The sequence below is a fragment of the Solibacillus sp. NPDC093137 genome (assembly GCF_050280445.1).
Classification (GTDB): Bacteria; Bacillota; Bacilli; order Bacillales_A; family Planococcaceae; genus Solibacillus; species Solibacillus isronensis_B.
On sequence record NZ_JBNNVH010000012.1, the window covers coordinates 18,938 to 35,248 of the forward strand.

Annotated in this window: 16 protein-coding genes, 1 pseudogene and 1 other annotated feature; of the genes and pseudogenes, 4 read left to right on the forward strand and 13 right to left on the reverse strand. The window is 38.9% G+C overall.

All coding sequences use genetic code 11. The annotated features are described in order from the left end of the window. Positions 1-40 precede the first annotated feature (40 nt). The 3 genes from ACQKN3_RS19975 to ACQKN3_RS19985 form a co-directional block, all read right to left on the reverse strand. Complete coding sequence (locus tag ACQKN3_RS19975) at positions 41-709, reverse strand: deoxynucleoside kinase (RefSeq protein ID WP_251691763.1); 669 nt, start codon at positions 707-709, stop codon at positions 41-43. Continuing rightward, positions 706-1,344 carry a deoxynucleoside kinase gene (locus ACQKN3_RS19980; RefSeq protein WP_079523445.1) on the reverse strand — a complete coding sequence of 213 codons (639 nt, stop codon included), beginning with the start codon at positions 1,342-1,344 and terminating at the stop codon, positions 706-708. Before ACQKN3_RS19980 ends, ACQKN3_RS19975 begins: the two co-directional genes overlap by 4 nt. Before the next feature lie 108 nt (positions 1,345-1,452). Next, the gene (locus ACQKN3_RS19985; RefSeq protein WP_427714337.1) at positions 1,453-2,268 is read right to left on the reverse strand and encodes a hypothetical protein; all 816 of its coding nucleotides are present in this window, start codon (positions 2,266-2,268) and stop codon (positions 1,453-1,455) included. A 103-nt stretch (positions 2,269-2,371) separates the two neighbouring features. Between ACQKN3_RS19985 and tadA the strand changes: the two genes are divergently transcribed. Then, complete coding sequence (gene tadA, locus ACQKN3_RS19990) at positions 2,372-2,875, forward strand: tRNA adenosine(34) deaminase TadA (protein ID WP_251691759.1); 504 nt, start codon at positions 2,372-2,374, stop codon at positions 2,873-2,875. A gap of 10 nt (positions 2,876-2,885) precedes the next feature. Beyond that, on the forward strand, positions 2,886-3,584 hold the full coding sequence (locus ACQKN3_RS19995; protein WP_427714341.1) for a hypothetical protein: 699 nt from the start codon (positions 2,886-2,888) through the stop codon (positions 3,582-3,584). A gap of 31 nt (positions 3,585-3,615) precedes the next feature. On the opposite strand, the pseudogene ACQKN3_RS20000 reads toward ACQKN3_RS19995, so the two are convergent. The 6 genes and pseudogenes from ACQKN3_RS20000 to ACQKN3_RS20025 form a co-directional block, all read right to left on the reverse strand. Then, positions 3,616-3,775 (reverse strand): annotated as a pseudogene (locus ACQKN3_RS20000) (alcohol dehydrogenase); the annotation flags it as partial. After that, on the reverse strand, positions 3,769-3,969 hold the full coding sequence (locus ACQKN3_RS20005; protein WP_251691755.1) for a CoA transferase: 201 nt from the start codon (positions 3,967-3,969) through the stop codon (positions 3,769-3,771). The pseudogene ACQKN3_RS20000 and the gene ACQKN3_RS20005, both read right to left, overlap by 7 nt. 12 nt (positions 3,970-3,981) lie before the next feature. Continuing rightward, positions 3,982-4,833: a hydroxymethylglutaryl-CoA lyase gene (locus tag ACQKN3_RS20010; RefSeq protein ID WP_251691753.1), complete on the reverse strand. Its 852-nt coding sequence runs from the start codon at positions 4,831-4,833 to the stop codon at positions 3,982-3,984. A 10-nt stretch (positions 4,834-4,843) separates the two neighbouring features. Then, positions 4,844-6,010, reverse strand: coding sequence for an acyl-CoA dehydrogenase family protein (locus ACQKN3_RS20015; protein WP_427714343.1), 1,167 nt, complete (start codon positions 6,008-6,010; stop codon positions 4,844-4,846). An 11-nt stretch (positions 6,011-6,021) separates the two neighbouring features. Further along, positions 6,022-6,798, reverse strand: coding sequence for an enoyl-CoA hydratase/isomerase family protein (locus ACQKN3_RS20020; RefSeq protein WP_251691749.1), 777 nt, complete (start codon positions 6,796-6,798; stop codon positions 6,022-6,024). 4 nt (positions 6,799-6,802) lie between these two features. After that, the gene (locus ACQKN3_RS20025) at positions 6,803-7,078 is read right to left on the reverse strand and encodes a hypothetical protein (RefSeq protein WP_251691747.1); all 276 of its coding nucleotides are present in this window, start codon (positions 7,076-7,078) and stop codon (positions 6,803-6,805) included. A gap of 85 nt (positions 7,079-7,163) precedes the next feature. On the opposite strand from ACQKN3_RS20025, the gene ACQKN3_RS20030 reads away from it, so the two are divergent. Further along, on the forward strand, positions 7,164-7,808 hold the full coding sequence (locus ACQKN3_RS20030; RefSeq protein ID WP_251691745.1) for a GntR family transcriptional regulator: 645 nt from the start codon (positions 7,164-7,166) through the stop codon (positions 7,806-7,808). A 168-nt stretch (positions 7,809-7,976) separates the two neighbouring features. On the opposite strand, the gene serS is transcribed toward ACQKN3_RS20030, so the two are convergent. After that, positions 7,977-9,269, reverse strand: coding sequence for a serine--tRNA ligase (gene serS, locus ACQKN3_RS20035; RefSeq protein ID WP_251691743.1), 1,293 nt, complete (start codon positions 9,267-9,269; stop codon positions 7,977-7,979). A 96-nt stretch (positions 9,270-9,365) separates the two neighbouring features. Then, positions 9,366-9,579: a binding site (T-box leader), on the reverse strand. Between the two features lie 156 nt (positions 9,580-9,735). Here serS and ACQKN3_RS20040 point away from each other — a divergent pair. Continuing rightward, the gene (locus ACQKN3_RS20040) at positions 9,736-11,133 is read left to right on the forward strand and encodes a PLP-dependent aminotransferase family protein (protein ID WP_427714347.1); all 1,398 of its coding nucleotides are present in this window, start codon (positions 9,736-9,738) and stop codon (positions 11,131-11,133) included. Between the two features lie 44 nt (positions 11,134-11,177). On the opposite strand, the gene asnB is transcribed toward ACQKN3_RS20040, so the two are convergent. From asnB to guaB, 3 genes are all read right to left on the reverse strand, one after another. Next, positions 11,178-13,004: an asparagine synthase (glutamine-hydrolyzing) gene (asnB, locus tag ACQKN3_RS20045; protein ID WP_251691739.1), complete on the reverse strand. Its 1,827-nt coding sequence runs from the start codon at positions 13,002-13,004 to the stop codon at positions 11,178-11,180. A 127-nt stretch (positions 13,005-13,131) separates the two neighbouring features. Beyond that, on the reverse strand, positions 13,132-14,469 hold the full coding sequence (locus ACQKN3_RS20050; RefSeq protein WP_251691737.1) for a D-alanyl-D-alanine carboxypeptidase family protein: 1,338 nt from the start codon (positions 14,467-14,469) through the stop codon (positions 13,132-13,134). A 135-nt stretch (positions 14,470-14,604) separates the two neighbouring features. Continuing rightward, complete coding sequence (gene guaB, locus ACQKN3_RS20055) at positions 14,605-16,071, reverse strand: IMP dehydrogenase (RefSeq protein ID WP_251691736.1); 1,467 nt, start codon at positions 16,069-16,071, stop codon at positions 14,605-14,607. Positions 16,072-16,311: the final 240 nt, after the last annotated feature.

A 16,311-nucleotide genomic window follows, 5' to 3' on the forward strand; every position in this document is an offset into this window, starting at 1 on the left:
GACTGATTTCCGCTATCCTACAGAAATCAGTCCTTTTTTATTATTTTCGTAAATGGCTTGTTTGTTCAAGCATATAACCGATACGAGCTACGACATCCTCTACTTGTGCAGGGTTCTTCATTAAATCGTAATCGTTAATATCAATACGCAATACCGGACAGGCATTGAAGTTGTTAATCCAGTCTTCATAGCGACCGTGCATTTCTTCCCAGTACGAATGAGGCGTTTGCTGCTCCATCTCGCGTCCTCGCTCATGGATACGTCCAATTACATCATCAATCGGACCTTCCAAATATACAAGTAAATCCGGGTGCGGGAAATACGGTGTCATTACCATTGCATCAAAAAGATTTGTATATGTTTCATAATCTGTCGGCGTCATTGTACCTTTGTCATAATGCATCTTCGCAAAAATACCTGTATCTTCGTAAATAGAACGGTCCTGTATAAAGCCCCCGCCATATTCAAAAATTCGCTTCTGTTCTTTAAATCGTTCAGCAAGGAAATATACTTGCAAATGGAAGCTCCACTTTTCAAAATTATCATAAAATTTATCTAAATAAGGGTTTGTATCAACCTTTTCATAAGATGTACGGAAGTTTAAGCTATGCGATAATGCTTTTGTCATTGTTGACTTTCCGACACCTACTGTTCCTGCAATTGTAATCACTGCATTAGCAGGAATATTGTACTTCTCTCTTAAGTTCATTTCTGATGCAAACTCCTTTGTTGTAACTTTTCTTCTACTAGTCGTAGTACGTACTTTAAATCTTCTTCATTCTTCACAAAATCAAGCTCATCTCCATTTAATGAGATGACAGGGATTTCTGGATGCATCTTTTCAAAATGTCCGATAAATTGATGATAATCGCTTGAAAGTTGTTCCATATAGTCACGTGAAATGTTCTTTTCCATTTCACGACCGCGCATAGCGATTCGTTTCATTAATGTGTCTAAGCTTGCATGTAAATAAATGACCATATTTGGCTTTGGCATATCAGCAGTTAAAATTCGATAGATCGATTCGTACTTTTCATACTCAGTCGGCTTTAAAGTACGTTTTGCAAAGATCAAATTTTTAAATATATGATAATCAGCCACTACTGGCCCTTGTGCTTCAATAATTTCATGAATATCAGATAATTGTTTGTAGCGATTGCACAGGAAAAACATTTCCGTTTGGAAGCTCCACTCACTAATATCTTCATAGAACTTACCGAGAAATGGATTTTCATCTACAATCTCTTTTAATAAATGATAGTCAAACGTTTGTGATACGGCCTTAGATAATGAGGTCTTCCCAACACCAATCGGACCTTCTACTGTTATAAATGGCACAGACATTAGAAGTGCTCCTTCTCTTTTTATAGTCAATGCTTTTAATTTTATCACAACGTTCTTTAGACAACAAAGCAAACAATTCTATTTTACCGAATAAGGCATAGCCAATTTCTAGTAATCAAATTGTGCGAGCGCTTGCTCCTGTAATTCAAATAACTTTTCACGCTGTTCATCATAATTAGCATTTATTTTTTGTTGCTGGGCAAATGCCATTTCCTGAAGAGACTGTTCTTTTTTCATAAAGGTTTGTTCGATTTGCTCATAGTGTTTCTCTGTTCTTTCAGATAGATCCTGTAATGCCTCAAATAACTGATCATCTAGCTGGCTTTGTGATGCTGCTTCATTATCCATTAGGTTTTCGATTGCTTCATCACGCTGTTGTACCAGTCCATGACAGCTTTCTTCAAACAGCTGTTCCGCTTCATCGAATTGCTGTTTATATTTAATCAAGATGTCGGTTAACTCCTGATGTAAACTATCCATTGCTTGTTCCATTCCCTCTGTCACATCCGACACTTGTTCAAATTGTGAGAGTAGAGCTTGTTGCCTGTTATTGTAAAATTGAAACTTCCTGCGTTCTTCCGCTTGTTTCTGCTCAAGAAGTTCAATTTTATTGACGTGATAGTTTTTTTGTTCTTCTTCATAAGTAACTTTATAGTTTACCGATATAACTTTTCTTTTATTTGCGAATAACATTTCAATTTTTTCGATTGCTTGATCGCGATTTTGATTAAGTTTGTATTCTTCATCTTCATGCTGCTGTGCAATGGCTGCTTTTTGCTGTTCATATTGCTTGTGCAAAGTCATAGTTACTTGTTGTTCATTTTTCTCAATCGTCAACAATTTTTGTTCATACTCATTATCCAGATCAGCCAATGCATTTTCGAAATACTCATTTACTTCTTCTATGGTTTGAAATGACTTCATCGCTGTACTCCTTCAAACTTTTCTTTCATCATAGCATGATTTATTTCTTGTCGCCCAACTATTCATTAGCATGCTAAACTAGGATTTAAGGAGTGATAGATGAATGCTCGAAAATAAAGATCACCATTACATGCAGGAAGCATTGGAAGAAGCAAAAAAAGCCGCTGCCCTTGGAGAAGTACCGATCGGCGCGGTTATTGTATATAAAGATGAGATTATTGCACGTGCACACAATTTACGCGAAACAACTCAAAATGCACTGACACACGCAGAAAGCATGGCCATTCAAGAAGCCTGCAGCAAAATAGGCAGCTGGCGTTTAGAAGAGACTACTTTGTACGTTACACTTGAACCTTGCCCGATGTGTGCAGGAGCTATTTTACAGTCACGCGTACCACGGGTTGTATACGGGGCCCGTGATATAAAGGCAGGCTGTGTCGACTCATTATACCGTCTCCTCAATGATCCGCGTTTTAATCATGAATGTACTGTAACAGAAGGGGTTATGGCGGAAGAGTGCGGACAAATTTTAACGGACTTTTTCAAAGCGCTTCGCGACCGTAAAAAAGCAGAGAAGTTAGCGAGAAAACAACAATCCGAAAAGTAAGGTGTGTGCAATGAACGGATTTTCCATTTTTGATTCGATTCATATAATGTGGCTTATTTTTATTGGCGGTTTTTTAGTAATTTCGTTATATTTTTATCATTATTCTTCTCATGAAAAGCAACATCTTTTCCTAAAATCGATTTTCTGGCTGTTACTGTTATTAGAAGTAGCAAAGCAACTTTATTTACTCGTAACAAATCAATATTCATATTGGAGTCCCCCGCTCCATCTGTGCGGTTTTGGCATTTTCATTATTGGCTGGCATGCCTATTTCCCAACTCGGACTACAGCTACTTTATTATTTACGCTTACTTTGCCCGGAGCTGCGATTGCACTTTTATTCCCCGGATGGACAATTGATCCGGTTGGCGGCTTTTTGCATTTCCACAGCTTCATATTTCATGCACTGCTTGTATTAGTTGTAGCGGCTTTAATTTTGGAAAGGCAGCTGGTGACAAATTTTACGGATATTTGGCGGGCTGTATTATTTCTGCTAGTCACAGTTCCGCCTGTTTATATATACAATGCACATTTTCATACGAATTTTATGTTTCTAAATCGCCCTGTAAAAGGGACGCCTCTTCAATGGTTATACGATGCGTTTGGGGCAGCTGGTTATTTAGCCAGTTTAGTAGGGGTTATCGTTAGTATTTGGATTGTGCTTTATGTACTTCTTGCCATACAAAAACGACGACACATTACCGAATAAATGTGTCGTCGTTTTATTTTGCTTTTTTCCATTAATCCATTTTAATAATGATTCGAGAATTATCGCCTGTTGCCAGTAGATCAAAACCTTCACTAATTTCATCAAGCGTAATGATATTTGATATAAGAACCTTTTAACGTTTTTTCTTCGGCTGTTAAAGTTACATAAGGGAACGAAAATTGAGCTAATGGAATTCATAAAAACAGCAGATGTCTTCGTGGAAAATTACCGGTTGAAATTTAGGCTCCATCTTTCTGGCCTCGTCACCGCTCAGCTTTTCTACTTTGATCACTTCTGCTACTAAGTCAGCTAAAATCATCGTTAATGTCGGCCCTGAAATATTCGTTGTCATATCAAGAACACGTATTCCTTGCAATGGTTTCAAATTCAGCCCTCCTTAAACTAAGCTGTAAGCGAACTTTGCCACATCCTTTAACTTTTCCTGACGGATATGTGTTTTAACTTCCATCGCTTCAAACAGCTCCACCACTTTCTCTGTTGCTACATTTCCTGTAGCTCCAGGTGAAAACGGACAACCGCCAAGTCCTGCAATCGAACTATCAAACTTTTCAATTCCCGCATTTAATGCGGCAATTATATTTGCATAGGCAAAACCGTTTGTATCATGGAAATGTGCCACGAATGTTGTATCCGGGAAATCTTTTTTTAATGCGCTGAACCGTTCATACACGATGCGCGGATTTGCCTGTCCATTCGTATCACCAATTGAAATTTCGTCAGCCCCGTCATTTACAAATTGTGCTACAACCCGCTTAACTTGCTCATAGGAAATGGCTCCTTCATACGGACAGCTAAAACACATCGACACATAGCCACGAATAAACTTTTGCTGAGCTTTTGCATGCTGGAACACTTCGCTGCATTCTGCCAAAGACTCTTCGATGGAACGTTTAATATTTTTTTGGTTGAATGTCTCACTCGCCCCGACGAATACCGCAATCTGCGGTACACCTGCATCAATTGCACGCTCCAGTGCTTTCATATTAGGAGTTAAAGCGATATATTCCATCCCCAGTTCATTACAAAATGCCGTAATTTCCTGTGCGTCTGCCATTTGCGGGACAATTTTTGGATGAACAAACGATGCCGTTTCAATACGCTGAAAGCCCGCTTCATATAATTGCTTGATTAACTTTTTCTTTTCCTCTGTTGGCACAAAGCGTGATTCATTTTGCAAACCGTCGCGTGGACCTACTTCAATAATTTCAACTTGCTTTGGAAAGTGCATGATTTTCACCTCAATAAGATTTTGGAAGTTTTAATATATGTTCTCCGACGTATGATAAAATCAGGTTTGTTGAAATTGGAGCTACTTGATAGAGCCGTGTCTCTTTAAATTTCCGCTCAATATCATATTCTGCGGCAAAGCCAAAGCCGCCATAAGTTTGAATCGTTACATTGGCCGCCTCCCATGATGCATCTGCAGCAAGTAACTTCGCCATGTTGGCCTCTGCCCCGCAAGCTTGCTGACGATCATAAAATTCCGCAGCTTTTATACGCATTAAGTCTGCCGCCTCAATATGGATATGCGCCTGGGCAATCGGAAACTGTATTCCTTGGTTTTGACCTATCGGACGATCAAAAACAACACGTTCTTTTGCATAATTCGTTGCCCGTTCAATAAACCAGCGTCCATCACCGATACATTCCGCAGCAATTAAAATCCGCTCGGCATTCATTCCGTCCAAGATATAGCGGAATCCTTTTCCCTCTTCGCCAATTAAATTTTCTACAGGCACCTTTAAATTGTCGATAAACAATTCCGTTGTCGCATGGTTCATCATTGTTTTAATTGGCCGTATTTCTAATCCATTTCCAACTGCTTCATTCAAATCAACAATTAGCACGGACAGGCCGTCACTCTTTTTAACGCATTGGTCTTTCGGTGTTGTACGCACTAATAAAATCATTAAATCCGAATGCTCTGCACGGGAAATGAATACCTTTTGACCATTCACGATATAATGGTCGCCATCCCGTTTCGCAAACGTTTTTAAGTTTGTTGTGTCAGTACCAGTGTTAGGTTCCGTCACCCCAAATGCTTGTAAACGAAGTGACCCGTCCGCAATCTTCGGCAAATATTTCTCCTTTTGTGCAGGAGAACCATGCCGTAAAATCGTTCCCATCGTATACATTTGTGCATGACACGCACCCGCGTTCCCGCCTGAACGATTAATCTCCTCTAAAATTACCGATGCTTCCAATATTCCTAAACCGGAACCACCATATTGTTCTGGTATTAAAGCCCCTAAAAAGCCAGCCTGAGTAATAGCCTCCACAAATTCGGTCGGATATCCGTCGATCTCATCCAATTTCCGCCAATAGTCACCATCAAAACGTTTGCAAACTGCTCTTACACCTTCACGAAGTTCTTCTAAAAATGCCAGATTCTCTGTTAACATCATCTGAGATCCTCCTACCGTCCAATAAAATTAGGTTTTCTTTTTTCGTTGAAGGCTAAAATACCTTCCATTCGATCCACAGAAGCGATAACCTCGTTGTACGTTTCTATTTCAATCCGGAATGCTTCAGATGCTTCTAATGAACTAATTTCTGCTACTTTTTTAACGCCTTGAACGCCTAAAGGTGCATTGCCTGCAATTTCTTTTGCTAACTCAAGTGTGGTACTCATTACTTCTTCAGATTCGACAACTCGATTAAATAACCCTGCGTTCTGTGCTTCTTCTGCAGAGACAATCCGCCCTGTAAATAGCCATTCTTTTGCAATATGGAGCGGTACACGTTTTGGCAGTAATCGTGCTCCTCCTCCGCCCGGCATAATACCTCGAGTGACCTCGGTTAGCCCTACCTTTGCATTTTTACCGGCAACAATTAAGTCCGTATTCAATGCAAGTTCAAACCCTCCTGCAAGTGTATAGCCATTGATCGCAGCAATGGTAGGTTGCCTGCAATTGGCTACTGCCTGGAACATTTGTTCAAATAAGTGATGCTGTTCCGTCCACGCGGACTCACTCATCCCTTTACGCTCTTTTAAATCCGCGCCTGAACAAAAGGCATCTTCAGTGGAGGAAGTTAAAATGACGACGCGTACCGGCTGCTCATTGAATGACTGAAATACAGTTAACAGCTGCTTCGCCATTTCCGTATTAAATGCATGACGCATTTCCGGTCGGTTTAATGTAACAATCGCAATTTTCTCTTCATATTCATATGAAACTTGAATATATTCCATTCGTTCACTTCCCTTTCTGTGAGATTACTTGATCGATTAAAGGCTTCGTAATGTTTGGTGCAAAGTCCTTTTTATAAATCATCATCGTGCGTTTAAAGTGAATGACAATTTGCCCGTCCTGGTTGTAGCCGGTTGTTTTCACTTCAATGATCCCTACATTATTTCGTTTAGCACTTTCTTTTTTTGATAATATTTCTGTATAGGAGTAAATTGTATCCCCTTCAAAAACAGGGTGCGGGAGCCTTACTTCATCCCATCCAATCTGAATCTGTTGTTCCATGACAACATCCCTCTTTAAAGTTTGCATAGTTTTTCCGTATATTGTATATTGGATCCAAAATACAACACATAATGAGGTGTTTTATATGAAATTTGATCATGATTTAACTGCTGAAACATTACCCTCTAAAATTTACCGGATTCTGCGCGAAGCGATTATAAAAGGGCAGCTGCAGCCTGGCGAACGCCTGGTACAGGATGAATTGGCGAAAACATTAAACGTTAGCAGAATGCCGATCCGAGAAGCGATAAAACAGTTGGCTGCTGAAGGCTATGTCACAGTTGAGCCGCATAAAGGGGCTGTCGTCAAACAATTTACAATCCACGAACTGGAAGAAATTTATTTTTTACGAGCTAAATTTGAACCAATGGCTGCTGCTGAAAGTTTGAAAACGATGTCACCACAACTAGTAAATCAATTGCGTGAGCTTAACGAGAGAATGAAGAAAACAGATGATACAGATGAATATATTCAACTTAATATTCAATTTCATCATCTGTTAATAAAAGATTGTCCTTGGGGGAAATTAAATAGCATTATTGAAAATTTTTGGACCGGTTTCCCTCAGCAAACACCACATCTTTTACCTAACCAAATTGCCACTTCCATTAGTGAACATGATTTAATGGTGGAAGCTTTGGCTAACGATAACATTGAGCTTACATGCCAATTGCTTGAACAACATATTACACGTGCAAAATATGATGTTCTTAGAAACTTTATTCAATAAATTCTATTAATGTTAAAATATTGTATCCAATATCCTATTTTCTCGAATATAACAAAATATTCTCGCTTTGTAAAATAAATTACTAAATTCCCTGAAATATTTTAGCGCAGAAAAGAAAAAAAGTGTGTTGAAATTATTGATTCAACACACTTTTTAATTTAGATTAAATTATTTTACAGTAATGACTTCTAGTCCACCCATATATGGACGTAACACTTCCGGAATAACAACAGAACCATCTTCTTGTTGGTAATTTTCCAGAATTGCTGCTACTGTACGACCTATTGCTAGACCTGAACCATTTAACGTGTGAACGAATTCCGGTTTTGCACCTGCTTCACGACGGAAACGGATATTCGCACGACGCGCTTGGAAATCTTCGAAGTTTGAACATGAAGAAATTTCGCGGTACATGTTTTGAGCAGGAATCCATACTTCCAAATCGTACTTCTTCGCAGCTGTGAAACCTAAATCTGCTGTACACATTTTTAATTTGCGGTATGGTAAACCTAAAAGTTGTAATACCTTTTCAGCATGACCAGTTAAGATTTCAAGTTGCTCATAAGATTCTTCCGGTTTAACAAAGCGAACTAATTCTACTTTATTGAACTGATGCTGACGGATCAGTCCACGTGTATCACGACCTGCAGATCCTGCTTCTGAACGGAAGTTAGCGCTGAATGCAGAGAACGCTTGCGGTAGCATATCCGCTGATAAAATTTCATCACGGTAATAGTTTGTTACCGGTACTTCAGCAGTTGGAATCAGGTAATAATCCATTTCATCTTCTTCACGAACTAATTTAAATACGTCTTCTTCAAACTTCGGTAATTGGCCTGTACCTGTCAGTGAATCGCGGTTAACGATTTGCGGTGGCAGCATTTCTGTATAGCCATGCTGATCTGAATGAAGATCCATCATGAAGTTCAGTAAAGCACGCTCTAAACGTGCGCCTAAACCTTTATAGAACAAGAAACGGCTTCCCGTAACTTTAGCTCCGCGCTCAAAGTCTACGATATCTAATTCTTTGGCAATATCCCAATGTGCTTTTGCTTCAAAATTAAATGCCGGCACATCGCCCCAAGTGTACTCTTCCACATTATCATCTTCTTCTGTGCCAACAGGTACTGATTCATGCGGGATATTCGGCAAACGCATCATCATATCTTTAAATTCATCTTCAATGGCATTTAATTCGGCATCCAATGCTTTAATTTCATCGCCTACTTCGCGCATACGTGCAATTACTTCTGATGCATCTTCTTTGTTGCGCTTCATAACAGAAATTTGTTCAGACACTTTATTGCGCTCTGCTTTCAATACTTCTGTTTTGGCGATTAATTCACGACGTTTTGTATCTAAGTTTTCAAAGTTATCCAGATTTCCTAAATCCTCATTACGTGTAAGAAGCATACGCTTTACTTCTTCAAAATTGTCGCGGACGCGTTTAATATCTAACATAATTTTTCCTCCTAATATTTATGAAATGATGATCCTGAGCACTTTAACGCGTTAATGTATTAGCAGAATAAATACAAAAAAGCCCTCAATCCCTATGAAAGGGACGAGAGCTACCCGCGTTGCCACCCTAATTGAATAGAAAAATCTATTCCTCTTAACAATTAACGACTTTGGTAAGCCGGCTTCCACCTACTATAATTTCGGAAAAAGCATCTCAAGGACGGATTCACAAGTGTTTTTATCAGCTTCCACCGACCGCTGACTCTCTAAAAAAAACGGGCTTGCTACTACTTCCTATCATCGAATTCATTTATAAATTTAACCATACTGTACTATAAAACCATATACATTTGCAAGTTCCGGCGAAAACATTCACTAATTTTCTACATCGTGCTATACTTTTCTGACACTTTCAATATTAATTAAAATTGAAATTTCATTAAGGTTACATAAGGAGGATAAGAAGATGCTTTTCTTTCAGCTTCATAAGGACCATACGATTCCACTATATGAACAACTGTATATCGGCATAAAAAATGCAATTACTAACAACCAGCTAGCTGTTGGTGTACGCCTTCCTTCCAAAAGGGAACTTGCGGATTTTTTCAATATAAGTCAAACAACCGTCGAGCTTGCGTATTCGCAGCTGTTGGCGGAAGGCTATATTATGTCAAAACCGCGTGTCGGTTATTTTGTTGAAGAGATCGATTCATTACCTTACCGCCAAAGTGATCTATCGAACAATGAAATAAAAAAAACAGCGGAAACTACGAAATATAAAATTGATTTCTCTTCTGCAAAAATTGATGAGGAAGCTTTTCCTTTTACGATATGGAGAAAATATGCAAAAGACGTGCTCGATAAACCGTTCAAACATCTACTTCAGACAGGGGAACGTCAAGGTGAGCTTGCATTGCGTATCGAAATTGCGAACTATTTACACCAATCACGGGGAATCGAGTGCCAGCCAGAGCAAATCGTCATCGGCTCCGGTACTGAGCAATTACTGCCTATGATTTTAAAAATTCTAGATGTTGATTCAAAGCTTGCTTTTGAAAATCCAGGTTATTCACCTATTCCCCGTCATCAATTAGGTCAGCTCGCTATTCCGATTTCTGTTGATACAGATGGAATTGTGGTGGAACAATTACAGAAATCAAATGCAAATGTCGTTTACATAACACCTTCACACCAATTCCCGACTGGTGCAGTTCTTTCAGCTAATCGACGGACACAATTATTAAATTGGGCAGCTAAAACACCGGACCGTTTTATTATTGAAGATGATTACGACAGTGAATTTCGATATATTGGGAAGCCAATTCCAGCGCTTAGAGGACTTGATGTAAATGACCGGGTCATTTATTTAAGTACCTTTACTAAATCATTGATGCCATCATTGCGTGTTGCCTTTTTTGTCCTGCCGCCAACACTCGTTCAACGCTATCAGGAGCATTTTAATTACTACTCTTCTACAGTTCCTCGGTTTGAACAGCATATTTTAGCGAAGTTTATGAAAGACGGACACTTTGCCAAACATTTAAATCGGATGCGTAAAATTTACCGTAAAAAGCACGATAAATGTATTGAAGTGTTTTCAAATCATTACTCTCAAATAACAATATCCGGTGATGCTGCCGGTACGAACATTCTTGTTGCATTCCGTCATAAGGAATCTGAACGGGAACTTCAACAGGTCGCGCGCAAGCACGGTATCCATATTTTACCGTTATCAAATTATTATTTAACAGAGCAGCATTACTCCAAAAGAACATTTTTATTAGGGTTTGGTAATTTGCAACTTCATGATATTGAACCGAACATCCATCAGCTAATGGAAATTTGGGGGATTTCTAAAAGTTAATAGAAAGGGATTTTTAAAGAGACGTTCCGTATGGAAACGTCTCTTTACGTTGAAATAATATTGATGCGATATTGCTCGACCCAATCATGTAATTGTATAAAATATGCTATGAGTTGTGGTCCCGCCATTAACTGGCCAAACCAAGGTATTTGAAACGATTGACCATTTGTAGCAAGCAATCGTTCTAACTGCTCCTTCTCGAATAATTCATGCAGAACTGAGTGCTTCTGCCGTAAAATTTGCTCTAACCGTTGATGAACGAGTTCTGTATATTTAGGATGATACGTTTTGGGATACGGATTTTTCTTACGCTCCACAACTTCCTTCGGTAAAATATCCTGAAACGCCTTTCGTAAAATCCCCTTTTCCATTCCGCCGCTGTTTTTCATTTCCCAAGGAATATTCCATACATATTCAATTATTGTATGATCGGCAAACGGTACACGGACTTCCATACTTGCACCCATCGTCATCCGGTCATTTCTTTCTAATAACGTCTGCATAAAGAACTGGTTATTTAAATAAAACAGCTGCTGGCGTTCCTGCTCTTCTTTAGTCCCTATAAATGATGGCATCCCTTTTACTGCTTCTTCATAAGTACTTTGCATAAACTGCGGCAACTGCAGGCGTTTTTGCCAATCTGATTTAAATAACTGTTCACGTTCCTTTGTAGAACGAAGCCACGGGAAAAGTGTTTCTCTTTTCCCTTCATAAAACCATGGATAACCACCAAATACTTCATCAGCACATTCACCCGACAGCGCCACAGTATGTTCTTTTTTCATTTCTTTACAGAATAAATAAAATGAGCTATCAATATCCGCCATACTCGGCATGTCTTTTAAACGCATTGCCTGTTCTAAACCATCTACTAATTCTTGTTGGGTCAACGTTACTTGTCGGTGCTTTGTCTGAAATGCCTGTTGCATTTTTCCGATCCAGAATTCATCCTGTGATGTTTGAAATGAGTTTTTTGTGAAATGATAGTCATTTTCTTCAAATGCTACGGAATAAGTCGCCAATGTTTTCTGTTCTTTTGCAAGTTGTTGTGCAGCAACCGCCGTAATGATACTTGAATCGAGTCCGCCTGATAGCATTGTACTTAGCGGCACATCGCTTATTAGTTGACGAATAATTGCATTTGTTACGAGTTCCCGGACATTTTCAATCGTTTCTGCCTCTGAATGTTCATGATGTTTACTTTCAATGTCCCAGTACTGCCAGCTTTTCCTGAAACCGCTTCGCACCATCATTGCGTATGCGGGCTTAACTTCTTTAATCCCTTTAAATATGGCATGCCCTACAATACGTGATGGGCCAAGACTAAATAATGCGGCAAGCCCTTCTGCATCAACTTCTGCCTTCACAGCAGGATGTGCCAGTATCCCTTTTATTTCAGAACTGAACAATAGCCCATCCGGAAGCTCATAATAAAACAGCGGCTTTACGCCTAGCCGGTCACGACATAGGAATAGTGATTGCTCCTGCTCATTCCATACGGCAAAAGCAAATATCCCATTTAAGTACTCCATACAGCGGTCTTTCCATTCAACATACGCCATTAAAATAACTTCTGTATCGGATGTTGTATAAAAGGAATGGCCCAAATTTTTAAGCTGTTCACGAAGCTCGTTTGCATTGTAAACCTCGCCATTATACACAATTGTCAATTCGCCGCGAGTCATCGGCTGATTACCTGTCACTAAATCAATAATTGCGAGCCGTTTATGGCCCAGTAAAGCATGTTTGCTTATAAAGTATCCTTCACTATCCGGACCACGGTGTAAAAGCGTCCTCGTCATTTTTTTAATCATTGATTCTTCATTTACTAAGTGAGTCGAGTAATCGATCCAACCTGATATTCCACACATGATTAATCCCTCCATGTATCAATGTATGTTTTGCATGGTTTATCGACAAATTGTCCCAATCGAAAAATTCCCTTAGACGAAAAAAAAAGCCTTTCTACAAGTATTTACTTATAGAAAGGCCCACTCATTATTTAATTAAATTACCTGCAAATCCAAACACACCATTCCATAAATTACCGAAAAAGCTTCCGATACCTTGGAACATTAATGATATTTTCCCTGCACGTTCTACCGATTCTGTCGTCACGACATCTGCTACAATAGGATTGCCATCAATATAGCCAAAATCTTTGCCTTCTGTAGGTGCAAGTACAGCCTGTCCTACTACTTGGTCTTTTTCGATTCCTGCTTCAATTTCTTTCTTGTCCAATGTCAATGTCGGAACGTATGAATCTTTCTCGCTCGTCTTAACCATTACAGAAACCGGCTCTTTCAAACCGATTTTAACAGAGTCCTCTTTCCCTTTAGTAACAGGAATCGTTTTTTGCTCTTCAAATACGTAGTTACCTGGAAGAAGTTCTACTTTCGAAAATTGACCAAATCCATAATCAAATAACTTCGCTGTCGCATCAAAACGTGCTTTATAAGAGCCTACACCCTTTGAATCCACTGCCTTCATAACAACAGCGATTAAACGTGTATCACCGCGTTTAGCTGTACCTGTAAATGTATGACCGGCAAAATCTGTTGTCCCTGTTTTTAACCCGTCTACGCCTTCATATTCATATACAAGGCCCGGTAGCATGAAGTTCCAATTGGACATACTAATTGCATCCGAAGTTCCTTCACGGAATATTTTCTTCGGAATTTTTGCTGTTTCTAACATGTCAGGATGATCTTTTAATAAGTTGTACGCTAATTTTGCTACAGAACGAGCAGGCATGACGTTTTCATCTTTTTCACCAGTACCTTCTGGATGCATGCCTTGTAAATCAGCATTATTTAAACCTGTTGCGTTTACAAATTTGTAATTTTCTAAGCCAAGTTCTTCTGCCTTTTTATCCATCAATTTAAGGAATTCTTTTTCTGTACCTGCAATTGTTTCTGCAATCGCAATTGTAGCAGCATTTGCAGAATAGATTGCCATTGCTTCATATAACTCTCTAATTGTATACGTACCATCAGCACGTAACGGTACATTACTTAATAAACGGTTTTGGGAAACTTTATATGTATACTCTGATACATTATATTGTTGATCCCATGAAATTGAGCCTTCTTCGATTGCATCAAGTAATAGATACTCTGTCATCATTTTCGTCATACTTGCAATACCTAAAGCTGTCTCTGCATTTTGCTCATATAAAATTTTCCCTGTGTCTGCATCAATTAATATTGCCGCATCTACCGTTAACCCTAAATCCGTCGCCGCATTTGTCTTAGCAGGTGTCACCGCCAGCATGCTAAGTATTAAAATCGGAATTAAGACAATGCTTAATACCGTTTGCTTTCTTACCTTCTTCACAAAGCTACCTCCAAATTTTTATTCTTGTCTAACGTCATTTTATCATACATAAGTAGTTGTATGTGACCTTCTATTAATAAAAAAACGTTACTATCTCCAATTTGACGATAGTAACGTTTGAAAGTTTCCTAGTAATTATTGTAAAGAGTAGTTTGGTGATTCTTTCGTAATTTGTACATCATGTGGATGTGATTCACGTAAGCCTGCACCCGACATTTTAATGAACTGTGATTTTTCACGTAAGTGTTCTAAATCCGGTGCACCGCAGTAACCCATTCCGGCACGTACACCACCAACTAATTGGTGAATTGTATCTGCTAAAGGTCCTTTGTATGGTAAACGTCCTTCAATTCCTTCTGGTACAAGCTTTTTCGCATCTTCTTGGAAGTAGCGGTCTTTAGAACCTTTTTCCATTGCACCTAGTGAACCCATTCCACGGTACACTTTAAAGCGACGTCCTTGGAAGATTTCTGTTTCACCAGGAGATTCAGATGTTCCTGCTAATAATGAACCTAACATTACAGTATGTCCACCTGCAGCTAAAGCTTTTGTGATATCTCCAGAATACTTGATACCGCCATCAGCAATAATTGTTTTACCTAATTCACGGGCAACTGATGCTGCATCGTAAACAGCTGTAATTTGTGGTACACCAACTCCTGCTACAACACGAGTTGTACAAATAGAACCAGGACCGATTCCTACTTTTACAACATCGGCACCAGCTTCAAATAATGCACGTGTTCCTTCAGCTGTTGCAACATTCCCTGCAATAATATCCAAGTCCGGGTAAGCTGCACGAATGTCTTTAATTGTATTTAAAACTCCTTGAGAATGACCGTGTGCTGTATCAATTACAACGATGTCCACTTGCGCTTCCACTAGCTTCGCAATACGCATCATTGTATCTTTAGAAACACCAACCGCCGCTCCTACAACTAATCGGCCGTGGCTGTCTTTAGCAGCATTTGGGAACTCAATTACTTTTTCAATATCCTTAATTGTGATTAAGCCAGTTAACTTTCCTGCTTCATCAACAATCGGTAACTTTTCAATTTTATATTGCTGAAGAATTTTTTCTGCATCTTCTAAAGTTGTCCCTACAGGAGCAATGATTAAATCTTCTTTTGTCATTACATCATCAATTTTTAATGAGTAATCTGAAATGAAGCGTAAATCACGGTTTGTAATAATACCCACTAATTTCTGATCTTCCATGTTATTTACAATAGGGACACCTGAAATGCGGTACTTGCCCATTAAATGCTCTGCATCAAAAACTTGATGTTCTGGTGTAAGGAAGAAAGGATTTGTAATAACGCCGTTTTCAGAGCGTTTTACTTTCTCGACTTCTTCTGCTTGTTCATCAATACTCATATTTTTATGAATAATACCAATTCCACCTTGACGAGCCATGGCAATTGCCATTTTTGATTCGGTTACAGTATCCATACCTGCAGAGATCAGCGGAATGTTTAACTTAATGCTGTCAGTTAGATTTACAGACAAATTAACATCTTTCGGTAACACTTCAGAGTGCCCTGGCACTAATAGTACATCATCAAAAGTTAAACCTTCTTTAGCAAATTTTGTTTCCCACATTGTTAAGAATGCCTCCTATTTATAAAAGAATATTATTGTAAGGTTACCTCCGAGGGACATCACTGTCAAGATTCTTTAAAAAGTAAAATAATTCGGAATATTATATTATTTGTGTTTTTCCTTAAAGAGAGAAAAAATATTTTATAACAAAAAACCCACTGATTTCTCAGTGGGTTTTACATGTGCGAAGCGACGTCCTACTCTCACAGGGGGAAGCCCCCAACTACCATCGGCGCTAAA

Bases quoted from the DNA above. Each gene is read 5' to 3' on its own strand.
- ACQKN3_RS20010 (WP_251691753.1), bottom strand. From the start codon at position 4,833: ATGCACTTTCCAAAGCAAGTTGAAATTATTGAAGTAGGTCCACGCGAC.
- asnB (WP_251691739.1), bottom strand. From the start codon at position 13,004: ATGTGTGGAATATCAGGTTGGATCGATTACTCGACTCACTTAGTAAAT.
- tadA (WP_251691759.1), top strand. From the start codon at position 2,372: ATGCTCGAAAATAAAGATCACCATTACATGCAGGAAGCATTGGAAGAA.
- ACQKN3_RS19995 (WP_427714341.1), top strand. From the start codon at position 2,886: ATGAACGGATTTTCCATTTTTGATTCGATTCATATAATGTGGCTTATT.
- ACQKN3_RS20030 (WP_251691745.1), top strand. From the start codon at position 7,164: ATGAAATTTGATCATGATTTAACTGCTGAAACATTACCCTCTAAAATT.
- ACQKN3_RS20040 (WP_427714347.1), top strand. From the start codon at position 9,736: ATGCTTTTCTTTCAGCTTCATAAGGACCATACGATTCCACTATATGAA.
- ACQKN3_RS20025 (WP_251691747.1), bottom strand. From the start codon at position 7,078: ATGGAACAACAGATTCAGATTGGATGGGATGAAGTAAGGCTCCCGCAC.
- ACQKN3_RS19980 (WP_079523445.1), bottom strand. From the start codon at position 1,344: ATGTCTGTGCCATTTATAACAGTAGAAGGTCCGATTGGTGTTGGGAAG.
- ACQKN3_RS19975 (WP_251691763.1), bottom strand. From the start codon at position 709: ATGAACTTAAGAGAGAAGTACAATATTCCTGCTAATGCAGTGATTACA.
- ACQKN3_RS19985 (WP_427714337.1), bottom strand. From the start codon at position 2,268: ATGAAGTCATTTCAAACCATAGAAGAAGTAAATGAGTATTTCGAAAAT.
- ACQKN3_RS20020 (WP_251691749.1), bottom strand. From the start codon at position 6,798: ATGGAATATATTCAAGTTTCATATGAATATGAAGAGAAAATTGCGATT.
- guaB (WP_251691736.1), bottom strand. From the start codon at position 16,071: ATGTGGGAAACAAAATTTGCTAAAGAAGGTTTAACTTTTGATGATGTA.
- serS (WP_251691743.1), bottom strand. From the start codon at position 9,269: ATGTTAGATATTAAACGCGTCCGCGACAATTTTGAAGAAGTAAAGCGT.
- ACQKN3_RS20015 (WP_427714343.1), bottom strand. From the start codon at position 6,010: ATGATGTTAACAGAGAATCTGGCATTTTTAGAAGAACTTCGTGAAGGT.